The sequence below is a fragment of the Thermobrachium celere DSM 8682 genome (genome assembly GCF_000430995.1).
GTDB classification, from domain to species: domain Bacteria; phylum Bacillota; class Clostridia; order Clostridiales; family Caloramatoraceae; genus Thermobrachium; species Thermobrachium celere.
This window is the reverse complement of record NZ_HF952018.1, coordinates 1,246,954-1,267,676: the sequence shown is the minus strand read 5'-3', so window position 1 is coordinate 1,267,676 and position 20,723 is coordinate 1,246,954. Positions and strand designations below refer to the sequence as shown.

At 29.6% G+C, this 20,723-nt stretch carries 13 protein-coding genes; 8 read left to right on the top strand and 5 right to left on the bottom strand.

Annotated elements, in window-relative coordinates; all coding sequences use genetic code 11:
• Positions 1-29 precede the first annotated feature (29 nt).
• The 3 genes from TCEL_RS06760 to TCEL_RS06750 form a co-directional block, all read right to left on the bottom strand.
• Entirely contained in the window at positions 30-8,531 is an 8,502-nt protein-coding gene (locus TCEL_RS06760; protein WP_084739321.1) for a GH36-type glycosyl hydrolase domain-containing protein, read from the bottom strand.
• On the bottom strand, positions 8,531-10,975 hold the full coding sequence (locus TCEL_RS06755) for a sugar phosphate nucleotidyltransferase (RefSeq protein WP_018662452.1): 2,445 nt from the start codon (positions 10,973-10,975) through the stop codon (positions 8,531-8,533). Before TCEL_RS06755 ends, TCEL_RS06760 begins: the two co-directional genes overlap by 1 nt.
• A 73-nt stretch (positions 10,976-11,048) precedes the next feature.
• Positions 11,049-11,480 (bottom strand): DMT family transporter, encoded by a 432-nt coding sequence (locus TCEL_RS06750; protein ID WP_040683954.1) that lies wholly within the window; start codon positions 11,478-11,480, stop codon positions 11,049-11,051.
• Positions 11,481-11,561: 81 nt separating this feature from the next.
• Here TCEL_RS06750 and TCEL_RS06745 point away from each other — a divergent pair, with 81 nt between their 5' ends.
• On the top strand, positions 11,562-12,095 hold the full coding sequence (locus TCEL_RS06745) for a M15 family metallopeptidase (protein ID WP_018662448.1): 534 nt from the start codon (positions 11,562-11,564) through the stop codon (positions 12,093-12,095).
• 39 nt (positions 12,096-12,134) lie between these two features.
• Here the strand turns inward: TCEL_RS06745 and TCEL_RS06740 are convergent, their stop codons facing one another.
• Positions 12,135-12,299, bottom strand: coding sequence for a zinc-ribbon domain-containing protein (locus tag TCEL_RS06740; protein WP_018662446.1), 165 nt, complete (start codon positions 12,297-12,299; stop codon positions 12,135-12,137).
• Between the two features lie 191 nt (positions 12,300-12,490).
• Here TCEL_RS06740 and TCEL_RS06735 point away from each other — a divergent pair, with 191 nt between their 5' ends.
• The 7 genes from TCEL_RS06735 (at position 12,491) to TCEL_RS06705 (ending at position 18,921) form a co-directional block, all read left to right on the top strand.
• Positions 12,491-13,087 carry an NUDIX hydrolase gene (locus tag TCEL_RS06735; protein WP_018662445.1) on the top strand — a complete coding sequence of 199 codons (597 nt, stop codon included), beginning with the start codon at positions 12,491-12,493 and terminating at the stop codon, positions 13,085-13,087.
• Between the two features lie 54 nt (positions 13,088-13,141).
• Positions 13,142-14,293 (top strand): amidohydrolase, encoded by a 1,152-nt coding sequence (locus TCEL_RS06730; protein ID WP_018662444.1) that lies wholly within the window; start codon positions 13,142-13,144, stop codon positions 14,291-14,293.
• Between the two features lie 128 nt (positions 14,294-14,421).
• A complete protein-coding gene (gene queD, locus TCEL_RS06725) occupies positions 14,422-14,775 on the top strand; it encodes a 6-carboxytetrahydropterin synthase QueD (protein ID WP_018662443.1) in 354 nt (117 codons plus the stop codon).
• A 3-nt stretch (positions 14,776-14,778) separates the two neighbouring features.
• Positions 14,779-15,549: a GTP cyclohydrolase FolE2 gene (folE2, locus tag TCEL_RS06720; RefSeq protein ID WP_018662442.1), complete on the top strand. Its 771-nt coding sequence runs from the start codon at positions 14,779-14,781 to the stop codon at positions 15,547-15,549.
• Positions 15,546-16,382, top strand: coding sequence for a dihydropteroate synthase (gene folP, locus TCEL_RS06715; protein WP_018662441.1), 837 nt, complete (start codon positions 15,546-15,548; stop codon positions 16,380-16,382). Before folE2 ends, folP begins: the two co-directional genes overlap by 4 nt.
• Positions 16,379-16,849 (top strand): 2-amino-4-hydroxy-6-hydroxymethyldihydropteridine diphosphokinase, encoded by a 471-nt coding sequence (folK, locus tag TCEL_RS06710; protein ID WP_018662439.1) that lies wholly within the window; start codon positions 16,379-16,381, stop codon positions 16,847-16,849. Before folP ends, folK begins: the two co-directional genes overlap by 4 nt.
• Before the next feature lie 185 nt (positions 16,850-17,034).
• Positions 17,035-18,921, top strand: coding sequence for an LTA synthase family protein (locus TCEL_RS06705; RefSeq protein WP_018662437.1), 1,887 nt, complete (start codon positions 17,035-17,037; stop codon positions 18,919-18,921).
• Between the two features lie 8 nt (positions 18,922-18,929).
• On the opposite strand, the gene TCEL_RS06700 is transcribed toward TCEL_RS06705, so the two are convergent.
• Entirely contained in the window at positions 18,930-20,609 is a 1,680-nt protein-coding gene (locus TCEL_RS06700; protein WP_018662436.1) for a flavin monoamine oxidase family protein, read from the bottom strand.
• Between the last annotated feature and the right edge of the window lie 114 nt (positions 20,610-20,723).

Genomic DNA, 20,723 nt, shown 5'->3' with positions numbered 1-20,723 from the left:
TTAACAAAAAATTAAGGGGCTTATGCCCCTTACATGTATACAGTAATATTATGTGTTTTTTTGTCATTAAGAACTGGAATGTAATTTTGATTTAATATATTTCCGTCTAGTTCTATTTTTTCAACTCCTGTGCATTTTGAGTTTTTATTAATGACTTTAATATTATATACTGTTTCGTTTAACGTATAAACCATATCATATTCTGGCCATGTTTTTGGTATACAAGGATTTATAATTATCCTGTCATGAAGTTTGTTAAATCCTAATATACCTTCAAGACCTACTTTGTACATCCAACCAGAGGAACCAGTGTACCAAGTCCAACCACCTCGGCCTACATGAGGTTCTACTGCATATACATCGGCTGCCATAACATATGGTTCAACTTTATATTTTGCACATTCAAGTTGGGTATTGGTGTGATTTATCGGATTAATCATATCAAATAGTTTAAATGCTTTATCTCCTAAACCCAGTTTTGTATATGCAAGTATTACCCATGTAGCAGCGTGGGTATATTGACCACCATTTTCTCGTACACCTGGAACATAACCCTTAATATATCCAGGGTTTAAATCGCTTTTATCAAATGCAGGTGTAAATAACTTGATTATGCCGTCGTCATAGGATATTAAGTACTTTTCTACGGCGTCCATTGCTTTAACAGCACGATCTTTATCACCAGCATTTGATATTAAGGACCAAGACTGAGCAAGTGAATCTATCTTGCATTCTTGGTTTAAACTAGAGCCGAGTGGTGTTCCGTCATCAAAATATGCACGCCTATACCATTCACCATCCCAAGCATTTTGTTCTATTGAATTTATAATCCTTTGCATATGTTCTTTGTAAATGTTGGCTCTTTCAATGTCATTTAATTTTTCACAAATAGGTATGAACCTGTTTAGTATATCAATTAAGAACCATCCTAACCATACGCTTTCGCCTTTACCTTTGTTTCCTACTGTATTCATTCCATCGTTCCAATCGCCTGAACCCATAAGTGGTATTCCATGTTCACCATATTTTAAAGCTCTATCTATAGCTTTTATACAGTGTTCATATACGCTTCCTTTTATGTTTGATGTTTTTGGAATACCATATCTTTCATCAGTTTCTTCATCTAAAGGTTCATCTTCAAGGTAATTTACTTCAATATCTAGTATGTCATAGTCTCCTGTTTTTACTATATACTCAGCGGTAACGTATGGTAACCAAAGCAGGTCGTCAGAGAATTTTGTTCTTATACCTTTGTCGTGACTACCTGGATGCCACCAGTGTTGAACGTCACCTTCAACAAATTGGTGTGCACAGTGGAGTAGTATCTGTGTTTTTGCAATTTCAGGTTTTATATTTATAAAGCTGAGTACATCTTGTAGTTGATCTCTAAATCCATATGCACCACCTGATTGATAGAAGGCCGACCTTGCCCAAATTCTACAACATAGTGTTTGATATAGAAGCCATGTGTTCATTAAAATGTTGAATGGTTTATTAGGCGTATTAATTTTAATTGTATCTAGTAGGTTGTGCCACATCATAGTAGCTTCATCTAACTTTTGATAACAGAAATTAATATCTCTATATCTTTTAACTATGTTGTTTAAATCTTCAAAGTTGAGACAACTTCCCATAAGAAGGGAAACGTGCTTTTCTTCATCTTCTTTTATTTCAAATTTTATTTGTACTACAGAGCAAGGATTTAATCCTGCACCAACTGTATTGCTTAATGTTTCATATTTTAGTCCCTCTGGTGAGTTAATTTTATTTTCATCTTTTAAGAATTCATTTAAATTTCCAGTATAACTAATTATTTTTTCTGAAGATGAAATAAACATTAGTCTGTTTGGAAAATCAGTATTGTAGCTATTTTTAATTATGAATGAATTAATATTGTCATTAAATTCATTTACTATATATTGGTTTGTTAAATATGGAGTTACACCCATGACAGGCTTTACATAGTAGAATAAAGATAGCCTTCTAACTGAATTACTATTATTTTTAATCTTTAAAAGTGATACTTTAATCATATCGTCTTTAGGTACAAATGAGGTAATTTCACCGAATATACCATTATGCTGATGAATATACTTTACATAACCTGTACCGTATGTTATAGTATATTGGCTTTGATGTCTTACAGGTCTAGGAGTTATTGTAAAGTATTCTCCAGTATCATCATCTCTTATAAAAATTGTCTCATAGATATGATCAATTACTGGGTCATTACTCCAAGGTGTCAATTTATTTTCACGGCTATTTTCAGAGAAGGTGTAACCTCCACCAGATTCGGTAGCAATAAAACCGAATCTATTATTTGCAACTACATTTATCCAAGGTAGAGGAGTTAACATATTATCAATTAATTTTATAATATACTCACGTCCACCCTTTGCAAAGCCACCATAACCATTAAATATTTCTAGATTTTCATTAAATAAATCTACATCTTTATATTCAAAAATTTTATTAGTTGTTTTTAATTCGACTAAGTCAAATTGTTCTTCTTCTATACTTAGTTGTTTTTGTATGTTACCAAGATCAGCATCTATTACTATTTTTGCTACAGCATATAATAGGTTCACGTCTTCACAAGGCATATTATTCATACTTCTTATAAATATACCGCCAAATCTATCGAGCTGATCAAGATTATTATTAAAGCGTACTAAGTCTCTAATTTGAGATTGAAGTGGTTGTAAATATCCACCTTCTTCCTTTACAAGTATAACCAGGTCAGTAAGTAATCCTCTAACTCGATAGTATTCATGGCATTTAATCATAGTTTCTACAATATCCATGTAATCAGATTTACTAATCTTAACTAACATTATTGGAATATCTCCTGAAATTCCATATGCCCAAAGTGAAGACTGACCTTTAATATTATTTTCAATTTTTTCTTTGTATTTACGTCTTATGCTGGTAGTAAATACTACATGATTTAATATTTTAGAAAATATTTCTTTGTCATTTAGAGTTAATGACAGATATTTATCCTCCATTTGAGCTCTTAAATATGCAGAGCTAAAGCTTCTGTCAATATTATAAAACTCAGAATATTTTTGACATAGTTCTATACATTGTTCTTTAGTTTCTGCAATTCCTGTTACATATGCTAGTGTTATTGATGAATTGGGCTTTAATGTAATTCTCTTTCTAATACTGAATATAGGATCTAATACAGCTCCAGTAGTGTTTGTTAAAGGTGAGGTTAGAGCCTTTGGATTAAGTAGATTATTACCACGACCTATGAATTTGTATCTATCAGTTTCAATTTCAATATTATCAGAGAATTGTTCAGTACATAGAGTATGGAATGCCCAAATAGTCTTTTTACCATGTTCTCTAGGTCGTCGTGATGCAATTATACTGTTATATTTTTCAACAAACTCTGTTCTTATAAAAAGATTATTAAATGTTGGATGGGCAATATCTGCCATTAAACTTGATAGAGTAATTTCCATATAGCTAGTTATTTCAAGTGTTTTTTCAGATTCACTTAGGTTGCTTATAACAAGTTTTTCTATTTTACAGTTATCTTCAGCACTAATACATACTTCTGTAGTTGTTTCTATTTTATTGTCAGATCTAAATATTTTTATTTTGTCGTCATTAAAGGTAACTTCATATTTTTCAGGTAAAATGCTAGTAGGTTCAAGTGTATTTGACCATATTAAATTGTCATTTACGTCCCTTATAAAAATAAACGAACCATATTTTTTATCTGTTATGTTGTCACGCCATCTATTAATGTATATATCCTTGTATTTTAAATAGTTACAACCATAGTCAGTATACATTGCAGACAAGTCACCATTTGTTATTAGATGGCAATTTGGTATTAAATCCTTTGGTAAACCAAGTTTTTTACTAAAGTCAACGTGTATAAATTGAGGTTTTTCTAAAGGCCTAATATCTTCTTTTATATTCTTAGTAATTATTGTTCTTACAGGTATCTTTTCCTGTAGTAGGAATTCGCCAGCTATAACATTTGGGTTTGAATGGAATCTTTCAATTAATATGTTTCTATTTATATAGTTATTTATTGATGTTAAAATCATACCCTGATGGTGTGCCATGAAGCTTTGAACAATACCATAGTTTAAATCTTTGTGTGTTCTATCTGGGGTAAAGTCAATAGCTTCATAAAAACCGTATTTACCAATGAGATTATACTTTATTAACTCCTTTATATTTTCAATTGCTACACGTGGTTTGAAGGGTAGAACTAGTAATGTTGAATATGGAGATATAACCATATCTTTTGAAAGACCACGTTTTAAACCTAAAGCTGGAACACCAAAGGCTTTGTATTGGAAATTTAGGAGTATATCAAAACCATAAAAACCTGATTCTGAAGTACCCCAAGGAACTTTTCTATCTCTTCCGTAGTTTATTTGAGCTCTTATAACAGTTTTGTAGGTTTCATCAATTAAACTATGTGCATAGTTTTTCATTATTATAGCTGGCATAAAATATTCAAACATAGTTCCAGTCCAAGAAACTAAGCTTAAATAACCATCAACTTCAGACAGTGATCTACCAAGCTTAAACCAATGGTTTACTGGAACTTCTCGATTAATTACAGCTAGATAGCTTGCTATTCTAGCTTCTGAAGCCAATAAATCATAGTACGAATTTGTTAGTTTGTTGTTATCTACATCAAAGCCTATTGAGAATAAACCACGTTTTTTATCATATAATGGAGCAAATTTGGTATTTTTCACAAAAGAGTCTAATCTAATTTTTAAGTTATAAAGTTTATTTATTAGATTAGACGCTTCATGATTGCAGAGGTTTAGTTCATCATCTAAAAGTTTTAGTATTTCGTATTCAATGTTACTTATCTTATTCTTTAAACTGTTTATTTCGTTTGATATTTCCCTATACAGAGAAGGAAGTTCTTTAAGTTTTGTTTCTTTAATTTCATCTATTAAAGTTCTTAGTTTTTGATATTCATTTTTTTGATTTAAAAATTCTAGTTTACTTGTATTAATTAAATTAGGATAGATTTTAATATATTCATTTAAATCATTTAATATAGATTTAGTCTTATCAGAATTTAGTTTTGGGTTTAGTTCATTTATTAATTCAAAAAGGTCATCTTTGTCTGGAACTTCATTGTCGATTTCATAGTATGAGAGTATGTCTCTTATACCATCTTTAAAATTGTATTCAATAGGTTTTTTGTTTAAATAATCTTCAATTGTACTTGATGTTACCATAAGGTAAGCGACTAAATTTCCACTATCTACTGTAGATATATATTTAGGGTGTAGTACTTGAAGGGTTCTTGTGTCATACCAGTTGTATAGATGACCATTCCATTTATCAAGTTTTTCAATAGTAGATAAAGTTTTATTTAACATGTCTGCAAATTTTTTTAGTGTAATGTAACCTAAATCAACAGCACAGCACATGGAAAGAATTAAAAAGCCTATATTTGTTGGTGAAGTTCTATGAGCAATTTTTAAAGTTGGTACTTCTTGAATATTATCTACAGGTAGATAATTATTTTCTTCATTGAATATATCCTCATAGAATTTCCATGTTTTTATTGCAATATTACGTATAAGTTTAATATCTTCATCTGATGGCTGATAAAGTGTTTTAATTTCAGGTTGACTAAGTTTATATGCCCAAAGTGGTGAAGATATCCAAATTATTACAAGGGGTAGGGCATAAATATAATTATATTTATTTAAAAGTATACTTAATAGGGCTAATATGCTTAAAACTGATGCTGATGGAACCATTAATTTAACATAACTTCTAAGATCGTTTTTGGTATTTTTCTCCACATCAGCTGCAGTAACCCATTCTAAAAGATTTTTATGGGATACATAAACTCTATAAATGGTTTTAGTTATAGCATCTAGAGATATATGAGCTAGATGTGGTAGAAAAATAACTGTTAATATTGATTGATAGAATATGTTTTTAAATCCATAGATAATGTTGTTATTAAGCCTTCTATTTCTTACTTTATAATATTTAAGTTTGAAGTAGTCTATTGAGTTAAATACAACGGGCAAGAAAATATCTATAAGCAAAAGCATTATTAGATATATTGATTTTAAATTAAATAAATATAAAGAGAGAATTACTAAAATACTGTAGTTTATAGGTAGTAGACTTCTGCGCAAATTATCAAATATTTTCCATTTAGACACACTGTTTATAGGATTTAATACCTTTTCTCCATATGCATTTTTTATGAATCTATTTAACCAAATTATAGTCTGCCAGTCACCACGGATCCATCTGTGCATTCTTTGGATATATGAATTATATTTTTGTGGGAATCCATCTATTAATTCTATATCAGTTGCAAGACCAACCCTAAGGTAGCTTCCCTCAATTAAGTCATGGCTTAATAATGTATTGTCTGGAATTGCAGTATCTAATGTTTGAAGGAAGGCATCTACATCATAAATTCCTTTACCAGTGAAGATACCTTCTTTAAACAAATCCATATAAACATCTGAGATAGCACCACTATAAGTATCAATTCCTCCCTCAGATGCATAAATTCTTGTAAATTTTGATTTAGTACTGCTTTCAATATCAATTCCAATTCTAGGCTGTATCAATCCATATCCTTCAACAACAACTTTTAAATCATGGTCTATGATAGCTCTATTTAGGGGGTGGGCTATTGTACCAATTAATTTTGCAGCGGTACTAATCGGAAGTTTAGTATCTGCATCAAGTGTAATAACATATTTAGCGTCTAATAGTTTTTCAATATCTCCGACTATTACATTAAAAGTTGTATCTTTATATCCCCTAATTAGTCTGTTAAATTCACAAATTGCACCTCTTTTTCTTTCATATCCCATATATCTTTGTTGAGATTCATTATACACTCTTTTTCTGCATAGGAAGTAAAACTTATTATCTTGATATTTTTCATTAAGTTCATTTATTAGTTTAACTGCGGTATCAATAATATCCTTGTCATTATCTTCAATTTCTTTATCACTATCCTTTAAATCTCCAAGAAGGACGAAATAGATATTGTCACTATTGTTAGAGACATATGTTATCTCAAGATTTTTAATTAATTCTTTTACTCTTTTTGTATTTGGTATAAGAGTAGGTACAATTACAATTGTTTTGCAATCAGAAGGAATTCCTTCTGAAAAATCTAACTTGGGAAGAAAACTAGGTTTTGTGTTATTTAATATAAATCTATTAACTAAATTAATTGATATATTTAGTGCAGGAGGTAAAACAGAAATTAAAACTAAAATCATATAAATATTTTCAAGGCCTATAGGTGAAATATTATAAGCGAATTTTAAATATAGTGAAGATATAAGTATAGTTAAAGAAAATATAGGCATTAAGTATGTAAATAAAGTATGTCGTTTAACTTTTTTATTAACATTTAATCTAGATAATAGTTCATCTATTCCTTCATCTACTAAATAATAGCCTATGTGTTTTTGTTTTAAACTGAGCTTTTCTCCTTCACAACATTCTAGTGCAGTCTTTGCAACATAAGTTTCTGCTATATTATATTTTTTAGATATTTCCATGATTTTTTGTCTATAGTAGCTTCTAGATTCAAAATCTTGTTTAATATAGAATTCGGAGGGGTCTTGTCTAAGTATTTTTTCAACATAAGAAAGCTCTTCAAATAAATCTTCAAAATTCAACGATATAACAAATCTCAAACTTGTTATTGCATTGCCTATTGCAATTTGAAGTTTTGCTTGTTCTTGATGTTCATGATGCAAAACTTCATCAATTGTTATGTTGTATTCAAAAAGCTTATCATTAATAATTTCAAGTATTTTTTCTGTAGGTTGTGAAGTTTTTTTAGTATATATCAAAACTCTCTCTAAAAAGTGGTAGTCTATACTCTCCATATTTTTTAGGTGTTCTGATACATTATCTATAATTTCATCTGTAGTTAAGTTGTTAAATTCAAATACCTTATCCCATATATTTTGTATGTTGTAGATCTTTAGACAAATAGATGAAATATATTCAAGTAAAGAAATTTTAAGCATTGGTTCTAAAGACCATAGTTCCTGCATAGTGAGTGGAGTAACTTTTTGATAAGATTCAATAAAGTTAATTAAATTATCTCTATCAATTCTACCATCGCTGTGGCTTACAAGTTCATAACATACAGCAAAAATTCTAGGTAGATCTTTAAATATACTATTTTTTAAATATAGAAGTTGCTTAAAAAAGCTTTTATCCAATTGATTTAATAAAATCTTATGTTGTTCTTCTATAATGTAGTAGTTATCCAATAGCCATTCTGAAGCAGGACATAATGGAGTGTTTTGGTTGTGTTTTTCATGAAAAAATTTATATATATCTGTTATACTTTCAAAATTATTATTAAGTCTGTTTAAAAGAATAGTGTTATAGTTAGTAGATACTTTATGTTCCTTTGCAATATCTATAGCATGCCTTGATAATTCATCTGCAGATAAAGTTCCACCTTTTATTGAAAATGGATGGTTGGTATTAAGATGTAGAGCCACTTTATCGCCCCTTTCCATTAGGAGTTTTTAAGCATTTTCTTAAGTCTTTCAACAACTTCACTTGAGATTTCCTCAGCAAATTCTTGATTAAAGCCTTCAATATATATCTTTAATATTGGTCTGTGGTCATCAGGCAATATTATGGCATATCCTTTATCAGAAACTAATTTTACTCCTTCATAAAGCTCCATATTTTTTGGATTGTTTTGTTCAATTAATTGCCTTATTATTCTGCCTCTTTCTGTAAAAGCACAAGGTAGCTCATGATGTTTTAGATAGAATTGAGGTAGATTATTTATAATACTGCTTAAATTTACATTGTTCTCAACTAAGAAGGCTGTTAAATAAGCAGTGGATAGTATTGCATCATAGTTTAGTATATATTGAGGGTTAAGTGATAGATTATCTGTTTTGCTGAGCATTTGATTTAATGTTTCTGCACGGTTAGATTTGGTTCTTGTTACTTTTACGTTATAATCATCTGCAAGTTTATTAATAGTTAATGATGCAGTATATGGAACTATTATGTTTTGTTCACCTAATTTGATAGATATTAATGTTGTAAGAAGTCTATAGGTATCTTGGGATATAATATTGCCTTGCTCATCAAATAAAACAAAACTTTCACAATCTTTATTAATTACTGCTCCAAATAGGAAATTATTTTTAACCTGTTCTGAAAAGTATTTAAAATAGTCGTTAATATTGTTGAAGTTATTTATGTTATAGTCTATAGAAACTTTACAACCTATTGTTTCAAGCAGAATAGAAGTTATAAGGGCTCCTCTTTCGTCTTGTGATGCAATAAGCACCTTAGGAGATTTTATCTTAATTTGATCTACGTCTTTTAAATTGTTTATATTGTTTTGAATGTATAGTTCATAAAAGTTATTAATGTTTATTATGTTTCCAATGTTATATGAACTACACCTTTGAAAATCTTCACGTATAAATATTTGATCAAGCTTTTTTTCGGTTTTTCTATCTATATTTGCACCTAATTCATTTATGAATTGAATATTTATAATATTGTTATTGTTTTTTGATGATATATATATTCCAGCACTACCTTTGTAGAATCTAACTCCATATCTTAGAACATTTATTGGTTCATGTTCTAAGTCTAATACTTTGATTCCAGATGATATAATTCCAGCAATTATTGATTGCTTAATTGCTGTTGAAGGACGGGAACCATCAGTACATACAAGGATAGGAAGATGTTTATTACAAATAGAAGCAAAAGCTGATCCAATTAAAGATGCAGACTCAGGTGTAATTTCTATATTAAATTCACCTTCTATTCCATTTTCAGTAAATTTTATCCTTTGTGGTTTAGTTCCCCAAATTATATTTCTATTAACTATTGATGATGTAGGAATATATTTGTCTGGCCATATTTTTACACCTGGTTTTATTGTTGAATTTTTTTCAATTAGGGTATCCTTGCCTATAACAGTAGCTTCATAAATATGGACAGAGTCTTGTATTTTTGTAAAATCGCATATAATACTTCCTCTACATTCAACTGATTTTCCTATTTTAACATTATCCCAAATTATTGTTCTTTTGATTGAAGAGAATGAATCTATATAGCAATTGTTACCTATAATAGTGTAAGCATCTATTCTACATCCTTCTCCTATATGAGTGTTATCTCCAATTATGCAGGGTGATTTTATATTTACTCCTTCAGGTATTATAGTGTTTTTTCCTACAAAAATACCTTCATCTAGTTTTGTATACTTATCAGATAAAAAGTTTTCTACTACATCAAAATTGGTTTGTCTATAAGAATTTATGTCACCTATATCACACCAGTATTCATCTGTTATATATCCATACATTGGTATATTATCTTTTAGAAGCTTAGGAAATAGATCCTTGCTAAAGTCAAAGTTTTCACCTTTTTTATAGTAATTAAATACTTCAGGTTCTAATATGTATATTCCAGTATTAACTGTATCGCTAAAAACTTCACCCCAAGAGGGTTTTTCTAGGAATCTTATTATCTTTCCTTGTTCATCTGTAATAACTATTCCATATTCTATGGGAATGTTTTGCTTTTTTAGTATAAGTGTAGCCTTTGACTTTTTTGCTTTATGGTACTCTACTGCTTTGGTTAAATCTATATTTGTATAGGCATCACCACTTATAACAATAAATGTATCATCTAAAAATTTGTCAGTATTTAAAACGCTTCCACCGGTACCAAGTGGAGTTTCTTCTATAAAATACTTAAGGTTAACACCTAATTTTGAACCATCTTGAAAATAATCAACTATTATATTGGGCATATAATAGAGTGTTGCAGCTATTTCAGTTATATTGTGTTTTTTTAAAAGATTTATTATATGTTCCATAACTGGAGTGTTTGCTATAGGAACCATTGGTTTTGGTATGTGGCATGTAAGAGGTCTAAGTCTTGTACCTTCTCCACCTGCCATGATAACAGCTTTCATACATTCACCTCGCAGACTAATGTAAAATAATGTCTATATATTAGTTTTTACAATTAAAGGGGTAAATTATTCATTACCCCTTTAACTTGAATATTATTATTCCTGCCACCATTAGAATTACACCTACAACTTTTGTAAAATGAAAAGGAATTTTTTCAGTTCCAAATAAACCAAAGAAGTCAATTACAGCTGCAGTAATTAGTTGGGAGATAAGTATTGTTGATACAGAATAGGTAGGTCCAAGTTCAGAAACACCACGCATAACAAAGTAGATTATTAGTACTCCTATCACACCACCCAATAGGTAAAGTTTATTAACTTGAGTGATTTTTTTAAAATCTCCATTACCGACAATTAGTAAAATAATAAGTGTAAAAATAAACCCTGTTATCTGTACAATGATATTAGTTTCCCAAAGTCCTATTTTTTCACTGCATCTGGTGTTAAATACACCTTGAATACTCATAAGTAAACCTGCCAAAATTGAAAAAACTATCCCTAACATATTGTTTTGCATAACGTCACCTCAAAACATATTATTCCCAATATTTTATAAATTATTTATAATAAAATAGGGGTGGATTTAATGTTTGATGATTTTGATTTAGTAGATGTATCTGAAATTACAAATGAAATTTTATTTGATATTAGATATGCAACCGATAGAAATTATTTTAAAAAAAGATTTTACGAAAATAATATATGTATATTAAGATATGGCACAACTAAAAAATTGATTAAAGCAAACGAGCTTTTAATGAACTTAGGATATAGATTAAAGGTTTGGGATGCTTACAGGCCACTGTCTGTTCAAAAACTCATGTGGGATCAAATCAAAGATGAAAATTTTATAGCTCCACCATGGAGAGGTTCTATTCACAATAGAGGAGCAGCAGTAGATGTGACTTTAGTTAAACTAAATGGTGAAGAGGTTGAAATGCCTACAGACTTTGATGATTTTACATATAAGGCAAGTATATACTATAATGACTGCTCAGCAAATGCGGTTAAAAATAGAGAACTTTTAGCTAAAGCAATGGTACAGAGTGGATTTAAAAGGATAGAAAGTGAATGGTGGCATTTTTATGATGATGAATATAAAAAATATCCTATTGTATAGTATTTACAGATAAATAAAAAAGGAGAGTTTAACTCTCCCTTATCTTCTGTCAAAATTTCTTTTTTGTTGTTTTCTTGCCTTTCTGCAGTCAGGACATCTTTTTGGTTCGTTTTCAAAGCCTTTTTCTGCGTAGAATTTTTGTTCGCCTTCAGTGAAAACGAAATCCTTACCGCAGTCTTGGCAAACTAAGTTCTTGTCAGCCATTGAACACACCTCCTATAAATGATAGGATTTAACGACTCAAAGACACAACCCTATCAATTTATAGGGGGTCTTGATGGTTAAATCTCCTTTTTAATTATTATAACATTTCTGAATATATTTGACAATAATATTATATCTTAAATAAACTAGAATTATACATTTATTTTTCCAATTTGAGGGGAGAAATTTTTATGGATATAAATTCTATAAAAGGAATATTTCAAAATAGAGAAATTAAAATTATAGGTCAAGATGAGGAGTTCAAAAGGTATTCTGTTGTAATTCCATTGGTTTATGATAATGAGTTAAAGGTATTGTTTGAGGTAAGATCAAAAAAATTAAAGTTTCAGCCTGGAGATGTTTCATTACCTGGAGGAAAGATTGAAGAGGGAGAGGAACCTAAAGAGGCAGCATTTAGGGAGTTTATGGAAGAGGTTGGATTAAAAAAAGATGATTTTGAATATATAGGGCAATTTGATACCTTGGTTACTTATCATGGTAAGATAATTTATGTTTTTGTAGTATTGGTTAAAAAGACAGATTTTGTACCATCTTATGACGAAGTAGATGAGTTATTTTTTGTTCCGATTAATTTTTTTAAAAATACACCTCCCGAAATGTATTATGCAACTATAAACGCAAACTTTGAAAATGATCATAAATTTACTAAAATAAAACCAAAGCTTCTTACAGCAAGAAGTCCAATTTATTTTTATGAATATGGTGATAAAATAATATGGGGAATTACAGCTAAAATTATATATAATTTTGTAAAGGAAATTGTATAAAAATTATGTATTATCTAAATTGTTTTTGATGTATAATTTTAAGGGGTGATAAATTTGAAGATATTAATTAAAAATGGAATGATATATTCAATTGAAAAAGGACCCTTTAAAGGGGATATATTAATCGACAATGGTAAAATTATAAAAATTGAGGAAAATATAATAGAAAATGAAGCCCAAATAGTTGAAGCAGAAGGTAAGTTTGTTTTACCAGGGTTTATAGATGCCCATAGCCACATAGGTTTATTTGAGGAAGGAGTAGGTTCATCATACCAAGATGGAAATGAAGCCTCTAATCCTTTAACACCTGATGTTAGGGCTATAGATGCCTTTAATCCTGATGATGCTGCAATTAATAGAGCTTTAGAAGGTGGAGTTACAACAGTCATGATACTTCCAGGAAGTGCAAATCCAATTGGTGGACAGGGAGCTATATTAAAACTTAAAGGAAACATAGTTGATAATATGATATTGAAGGAACCTGCTGGTCTTAAAATGGCACTTGGTGAAAATCCAAAAAGGGTATATAGTGGTAAAAATCAGACACCTTCAACAAGGCTTGGTACAGCAGCTTTGATTAGAGGATATTTTATGAAGGTACAAGATTATATAAATAAAAAGAAGCAGTGTGAAAAGGAAAATAAAGAGTTTTTAGATAGAGATATAAAACTTGAGATAGGGGAGAAGGTATTAAAGGGAGAGATACCTGCTAGAATACATTGTCATAGGAAAGATGATATATTAACTGCGATAAGAATTTCGAAGGAATTTGGGTTTAAACTTGTTTTAGAACATGCAACAGAAGGTTATAAAATTGCAGATTATATAAAAGAAAACGACATACCTGTTGTGATAGGACCTCTATTTGGATTTAGAACAAAATTAGAATTAAAGGATAAAACATATGAGTCTGTTAAAATATTAAGTGATATGGGTATAATGACAGCAATTATGTGTGATCATCCAGTAATACCACTAGAACATGCTAATGTTCATGCTGGAGTGGCTTTAAAATATGGTGCTGATGAACAAAAAGTTCTTGAAATGCTTACTATAAATCCAGCAAAAATTTTAGGAATTGATGATCGTGTTGGAAGTCTAAGTGTTGGAAAAGATGCTGATATAGTAATATGGAGCCATCATCCATTTGATTTGAGAGCAAGGGTTGAAAAGGTTTATATAGATGGAGAATTAGCACTTGGCTAGTATGTAATCCTATTTAATTCGTGTAAAAAGTCCTCTATACACATTTAGAGGACTTTTTTATGCTGAATTGTGAACTTAAATTCTTTATGCTATAATCAAGTTAAACTTAAGAGAAATGGAGTGAAGTTATGATTCTTATTAAGGAATTTGAATTTGATGCAGCACATAATTTGATACATTATCATGGAAAGTGTGAAAGATTACATGGTCATACATATAAACTAGTTGTAAAACTAGAGGGAGAACCAGATCATGAAGGAATGGTTTTTGACTTCGTAGAGTTGAAGAAAATAGTTAAAGAGAGAATAATTGATAAATTTGATCATGCTTATTTAAATGATATAATTGAACAGCCAACTGCAGAAAATATAGCAGTGTATGTTTGGAATGCATTGTATGATGTATTAAAAAGAGACAATTGCAGATTATATGAAGTAGAAGTTTGGGAAACAAAAACAAGTGGAATAGTGTACAGGGGGTAACTTATGAAGGACGTACAAAGTGAAAGAGATTACAGAAACATACCACTAAAGCATGTAGGTATTAACAATTTAAAGTGGCCTGTTATTGTAAAGGATAAGAAAAATGGAACGCAAAATACAATTGCAACAGTTTCTCTATCTGTTGATCTTCCACATTTTCAAAGAGGCACTCATATGAGCAGATTTGTGGAGGTTATAAAGGAATTAAAGTCAGTTTCACCTAAGGACATTGAAGGAATGTTAAATGATCTGAAGGAAAAACTTGACGCTCAAGTGGCTCACTGTAGGATGGAATTTGATTATTTTATATATAAGCCATCACCAGTAACCAAAATTGAATCTCCATATGATGTTCAATGTGCCTTTGAGGCAACTAAAAACCATGAATTTGATTTTATATTAGAAGTAAAAGTTCCTGTTACTACTTTATGCCCATGTTCCAAAGAAATAAGTGAATTTGGTGCTCATAATCAAAGGGCAACTGTTGATATAAAAATAAAGTCAGATAAGATGATTTGGATAGAGGATATTGTTAAGGTTGCAGAAGAAAGTGCTAGTACACCTGTATTTTCATTATTAAAGAGAAAGGATGAAAAATGGGTTACAGAGATGGCTTATTTAAATCCTAGATTTGTTGAAGATGTTGCTAGAGAAGTTGCAGTTAGGCTTGAAGCAAATAAGGATATAAAGTGGTATAGTGTATGTGTAGAAAGTATAGAAAGTATACACAATCATAATGCCTTTGCTTATACTGAAAAGGGGATGATGGAATGAGATTTATAACGTTGAAAAATGGGGAAAAGTATTACTTTGACAGGATGAAAATTATGGGGATACTAAATGCAACCCCTGATTCTTTTTATGAAGGTTCAAGGTTTATGGAATTAGAAAGGGCTTTAAATAGGGCAGAAGATATGATAAAAAATGGGGTTGACATAATAGATATAGGTGGAGAATCTACTCGACCAGGGTCTGAGCCAGTTGGAGTTGAGGAGGAAATAAAAAGAGTAGTACCTGTAATTGAAGCTATAAGAGAGAAAAACAAAAATATACTTATATCAGTTGATACATATAGAGCGGAGACTGCTAGAAGAGCAATTGAGGCTGGAGCAGACATAATAAATGATATTAGTGGGATGACATTTGATAAAGATATGGTTAATGTAGTTAAAGAGTATAATGTACCTATTATAATAATGCATATTAAGGGTACTCCAAAGGATATGCAAAAAAATCCACAATATGATAATGTACTTAAGGAAGTAAAAGATTATTTTATTGAAAGAATTGAATATGCTTTAAAAAATGGAATTTCAAAGGACAAAATAATATTAGATCCTGGTATAGGTTTTGGTAAAGCCTATGAACACAATATAGAGCTTATAAAAAACATAGATTATTTTAGTGATTTAAACGTACCTATTTTACTTGCTGTATCAAGAAAGTCAAGTATTGGGATAGCACTTGGAAATGTCCCACCAGAAGATAGGCTTGAAGGAACTATAGCTGTAACATGTTATGCTAGTATGAAGAATGTGGATATAATAAGGGTTCATGATGTTTTAGAAAATAAAAGAGCCCTAATGATGATGGAGGCATTAAAATGAATAAGGTATTTATAGCCTTTGGCAGCAATATAGGAGATAGGTATGAGACGGTTTATAAGGCCTTCAAATTATTAGAAGAAAATCAAATGAAAATAGTAAAAAAATCAAAAATATATGAGACAGAGCCGTATGGATATAAGGAACAACCACCTTTTATAAATGGAGTTATTTTAGTAGAAACGCATCTCTCATGTAGGGAAGTTTTAGAAAGGTTACTTTCAATAGAAAAACAATTAGGTAGAGAAAGAATAATAAGGTGGGGACCAAGAACAATAGATTTAGATATAATCTTCTATAATAATGAAGTTTATAATGAAGAAGATTTAAAGGTTCCTCATCCAGATATGCAAAATAGAGAATTTGTTTTAAAGCCTCTTTGTGATATAGATCCAGATTTTATACATCCAGTTTTAAAAAAGAGTATAAGGGATATTTATAATTCTTTAGCTAATGTTAACACGGATTAGGATGAAATATAGAATGTTTTTATAACAGCCCAATGAATGGATTACAAAGGTTTTTGATCCATTCATTGGGTTAATTATTTTGGTATGATTAGAAAACATGGTGTTTTTTTCTTTAAGATTTTAAATATTTTATTAATATTGAAAAAAACTATTTATATATGGGGATAAAAGTATTATAGTATATCATGGACAAAATTAAAAATGGAGTTGATGACATGATTAAAAAAAGCTTATTTAGAGAAATTGATATTTTTGCATTTATATTTATTATATTTACTAAATTAGTTTTATTTAATTATATCCTTAATCTTTTAGATGATAAAATTAAGTATTTAGTATTTGGATGCTTTGGATCAGCACTGTTGATATCTTCTATTTTTAGTTTTGTAAAGCAATCAAAAAGGGTAAAGGGACTTATTATTTCAAATTTTATAATTAGTTTAATTATTTTTATTGATGTTGTATACAATAGATATTTTTGTGATGTAACTTCAGTTGCATTGGTAAAACAGGCTAGACTAGCAGCTGAAGTCAAAAGTAGTGTAACAGCACTATTAAAACCTTATGATCTATTAATTTTTATAGATATCGTAATTATTTATGTTTTATATAAAAAGTTTAGACATCTACTTTCAGATGTTAAACCGAAATTTTCATTGAGAGTTGTTAAATTTGCATCTATTTTATCATTAGGTTTAATTTTTTCAATTACAAGTGTAAAAGCTCTTGAAAAGGAACAGCCAGGAATTACAAAAACAATGTATGATAAAAAATATGTTGTGAGAAGAATAGGTAGCGTTAATTTTCATGCCTTTGATTTTTATAGATATATAACTTCAAACGTTTTAAAGAAACAAAAAATTTCACAAGATGAGATAAATGAAATAAATAAATTTTTAGAACAAAAGAATCTATCTAAAGATGTTAAATATTTTGGAAGCATGAAGGGTAAAAATTTAATTGTTGTACAGTTAGAGGCTTTTCAGGGATTTTTGCTTAATAAAAAAATAAACGGTCAAGAAATAACACCAAATTTAAATAAGCTTGCTAAGGAAAGTTTAGTTTTGGACAATTGCTTTTACCAAACAGCATTTGGTGGGACTTCTGATGCAGAATTTTTATTAAATAATTCACTTATACCTATAAGAGAAGGGGCTGTTTATTATCAATATGCAGGGAATAAATTTGAAGCACTTCCAGATAAAATGAAGGAAATTGGTTATTTCACTGCTGTAATGCATGCAAATAGACCTGGATTTTGGAATAGGGTAAATATGTATAAAAGTCTAGGTTTTGATGTATATGAGAATGAAAATAATTTTATAATAGATGAAACACAAGGATTAGGTTTAAGTGATAAGTCCTTCTTTAAACAAGCAGTTGAAAAGATGAAAAAGTACGAAAAACCATTTTATACTTTTTTAATTACACTATCCAGCCATTATCCATATAAAGATTACCAAAACAAGATAAATAATATAATAAATGCTGGTGAGTTTGAAGGAACTATAATTGGAGATTATATAAAATCTGCAAAATATACAGATGAAGCTATAGGTGAGTTTATAGAACTTTTAAAGAAAGAAGGATTATGGGATAATTCGGTAGTATTATTTTATGGTGATCATTATGCAATACCTTATGATCAAAAGGACGTAATGGGTAAGCTTCTATATGGAAGAGATAAGATCACTGATATAGAGTGGCAAGAAGCACAAAAAATTGTTGCTATGATACATTTCCCTAATAATGAATTTAAAGGACATGTAACGTCTGTTACAGGCCAGTATGATTTTTATCCAACATTAGCAAACTTGTTTGGAATAGAGGTTAAATATGTTCTAGGTAGAGATATTTTAAATACAGATGAAGGATTTGTCGTTTTAAGAAATGGTACATGGATCACAAATGAAATAGCATATTTAAATTTTGTTGATAAAATAATAGACAGAAGAACAGGAAAAGAATTAAATAAAGAAGAATATTTAAATTACTTTGAGACAGCTTATAAAATTTTAAAGACTTCAGATAGTATTATTGAACATGATCTAATAAAAATGCTAAATCCATAAGGCAGGGATTAACTCCTCTGCCTTATGGATTTAGCTATATCATTAGCACATTGCATTGCAGATTGTAAAGATCCCTGTTGCCATGCATGTTTTGTTGAAACATGTTCTCCAGCAAAAAAGACTCTATTATTCATTTCAGGTAGTGTTGATTCGTATAAGAATAGGTCCTTTTGTCCAGGAGTCATAAGACATGCTCCACCCCATATAAAAGGAACATTTGACCATAGTATAGTTGAGTAATCAATTAAGTTATCGTCAATATAATTTTCTGGAAGCCTATGAATTAATTCCATACAGTTTGAAATTTCTTTTATTCTTAGAATTTCTATTTGACTGCCAAGCCTTAATGCATTTTGATGCCAGTTATAGGAGGCAAGAAGAACACCAGGTTCTTTATAGTTGGTATTAGGTTTTATTTTATACTCAATTTGATTATTGTTAATAGTAGGTTCAATATGGTCAGAACCATATAATGTGGATATTGTTATTAAGTCTGTAAGGGTAGTGCCTAAAATAACATTTTTACTATTTTTTTCCCAAAAACGTTCCTTAAGATAGAAAAAGGTCTTTTGGGCTGTTTCATAGTTTACTTCATTTATTGCCTGCATTTTCATTGTTGAAAATGGAGGAGTTACTTTAATCCTTCTTAGACTAGAAAATGGTATACAGCAAACTACATAATCAAACTCCTTATAATGAATATTTTTTTCATTAAGATCAGCAATTTCAAGTATAATCTTATCCCTGTAGGGAGATTTTATTATTGAATTTATAACATGACCAAATTTAAATTCTATCTTTCCAGGACCATCGGATTGAATTAAGTTACTGTAGAAGGCTTGAGGTAGATTAATCATACCTCCTTCAATTGTATAGTTGAAGACAAAATCTAATGTGTAAAGTTCACCTAAAATTTCAAATAGACTTATATGAAGTAAATCTGCTTCTAAAGTTGAAATTAAACTTATCATAGATATGGCATCTTGTGAAAGATAGGAGTTTTCATATGCATTTCTAAGGGATAGGTTTTGTATCTCTTTAATTTTATGGGAATAACTTTTTTTAATTTTAATAAGCTCACTTCTTTCGCTTGCAGTTAGGCTATAAAAATATTTATTGTACATTTGTGATATCAACTTGCTTGGAGGAAGCTTTTTTTCAAGACTTGTTAATTTAAATTGAGGATAAATGTTATCCATTATATTTTTTCCTTTGGGATCATTTACGGCGTAACTGCCTCTTATATAAAAGAGTGAAGATGGGCTTTTGCTTATAAAAGGTCGTGTTTTGAGCTTAAATTTTTTAATATAATGCCATGTGGTTTCGTGTGAAATACCTATACGCATAGGTCCTAATTCTGCATATTGGTTAGTTTCTTTATTGAAATAGTGAGTTAAAACTCTTCCACCTATGCGTTTTGAAGCTTCAAAAATTGTTATGTCACATCCAATTTTGTTAAGCTCATAACTAATGCAAAGACCAGATAAACCTGCTCCAATTATTGCGACCTTAATGCCTTTACCTTGAAGTTTACTACATATTTTTTCAATGTCCTCTGGAGGAGACATTAAGTTTATAATATTGTTAAAATCTTCTAGTCTATTATCATTTTTAAGCAAGTATTTTAAAGTTTGATATCTTTCTTCATCTGTTGGATTTGAAGTATAAAGAGGAATAGTTTGTTGCATAAAAAACCACCTTTATTGCTTTTAATAATTTATATGAACAAACTTAAAATAAAATGTTAAATTAATTTAAGTTGAAAGGAAGTAGTGGTTAGGTATAGAACTATATAAGTAAGG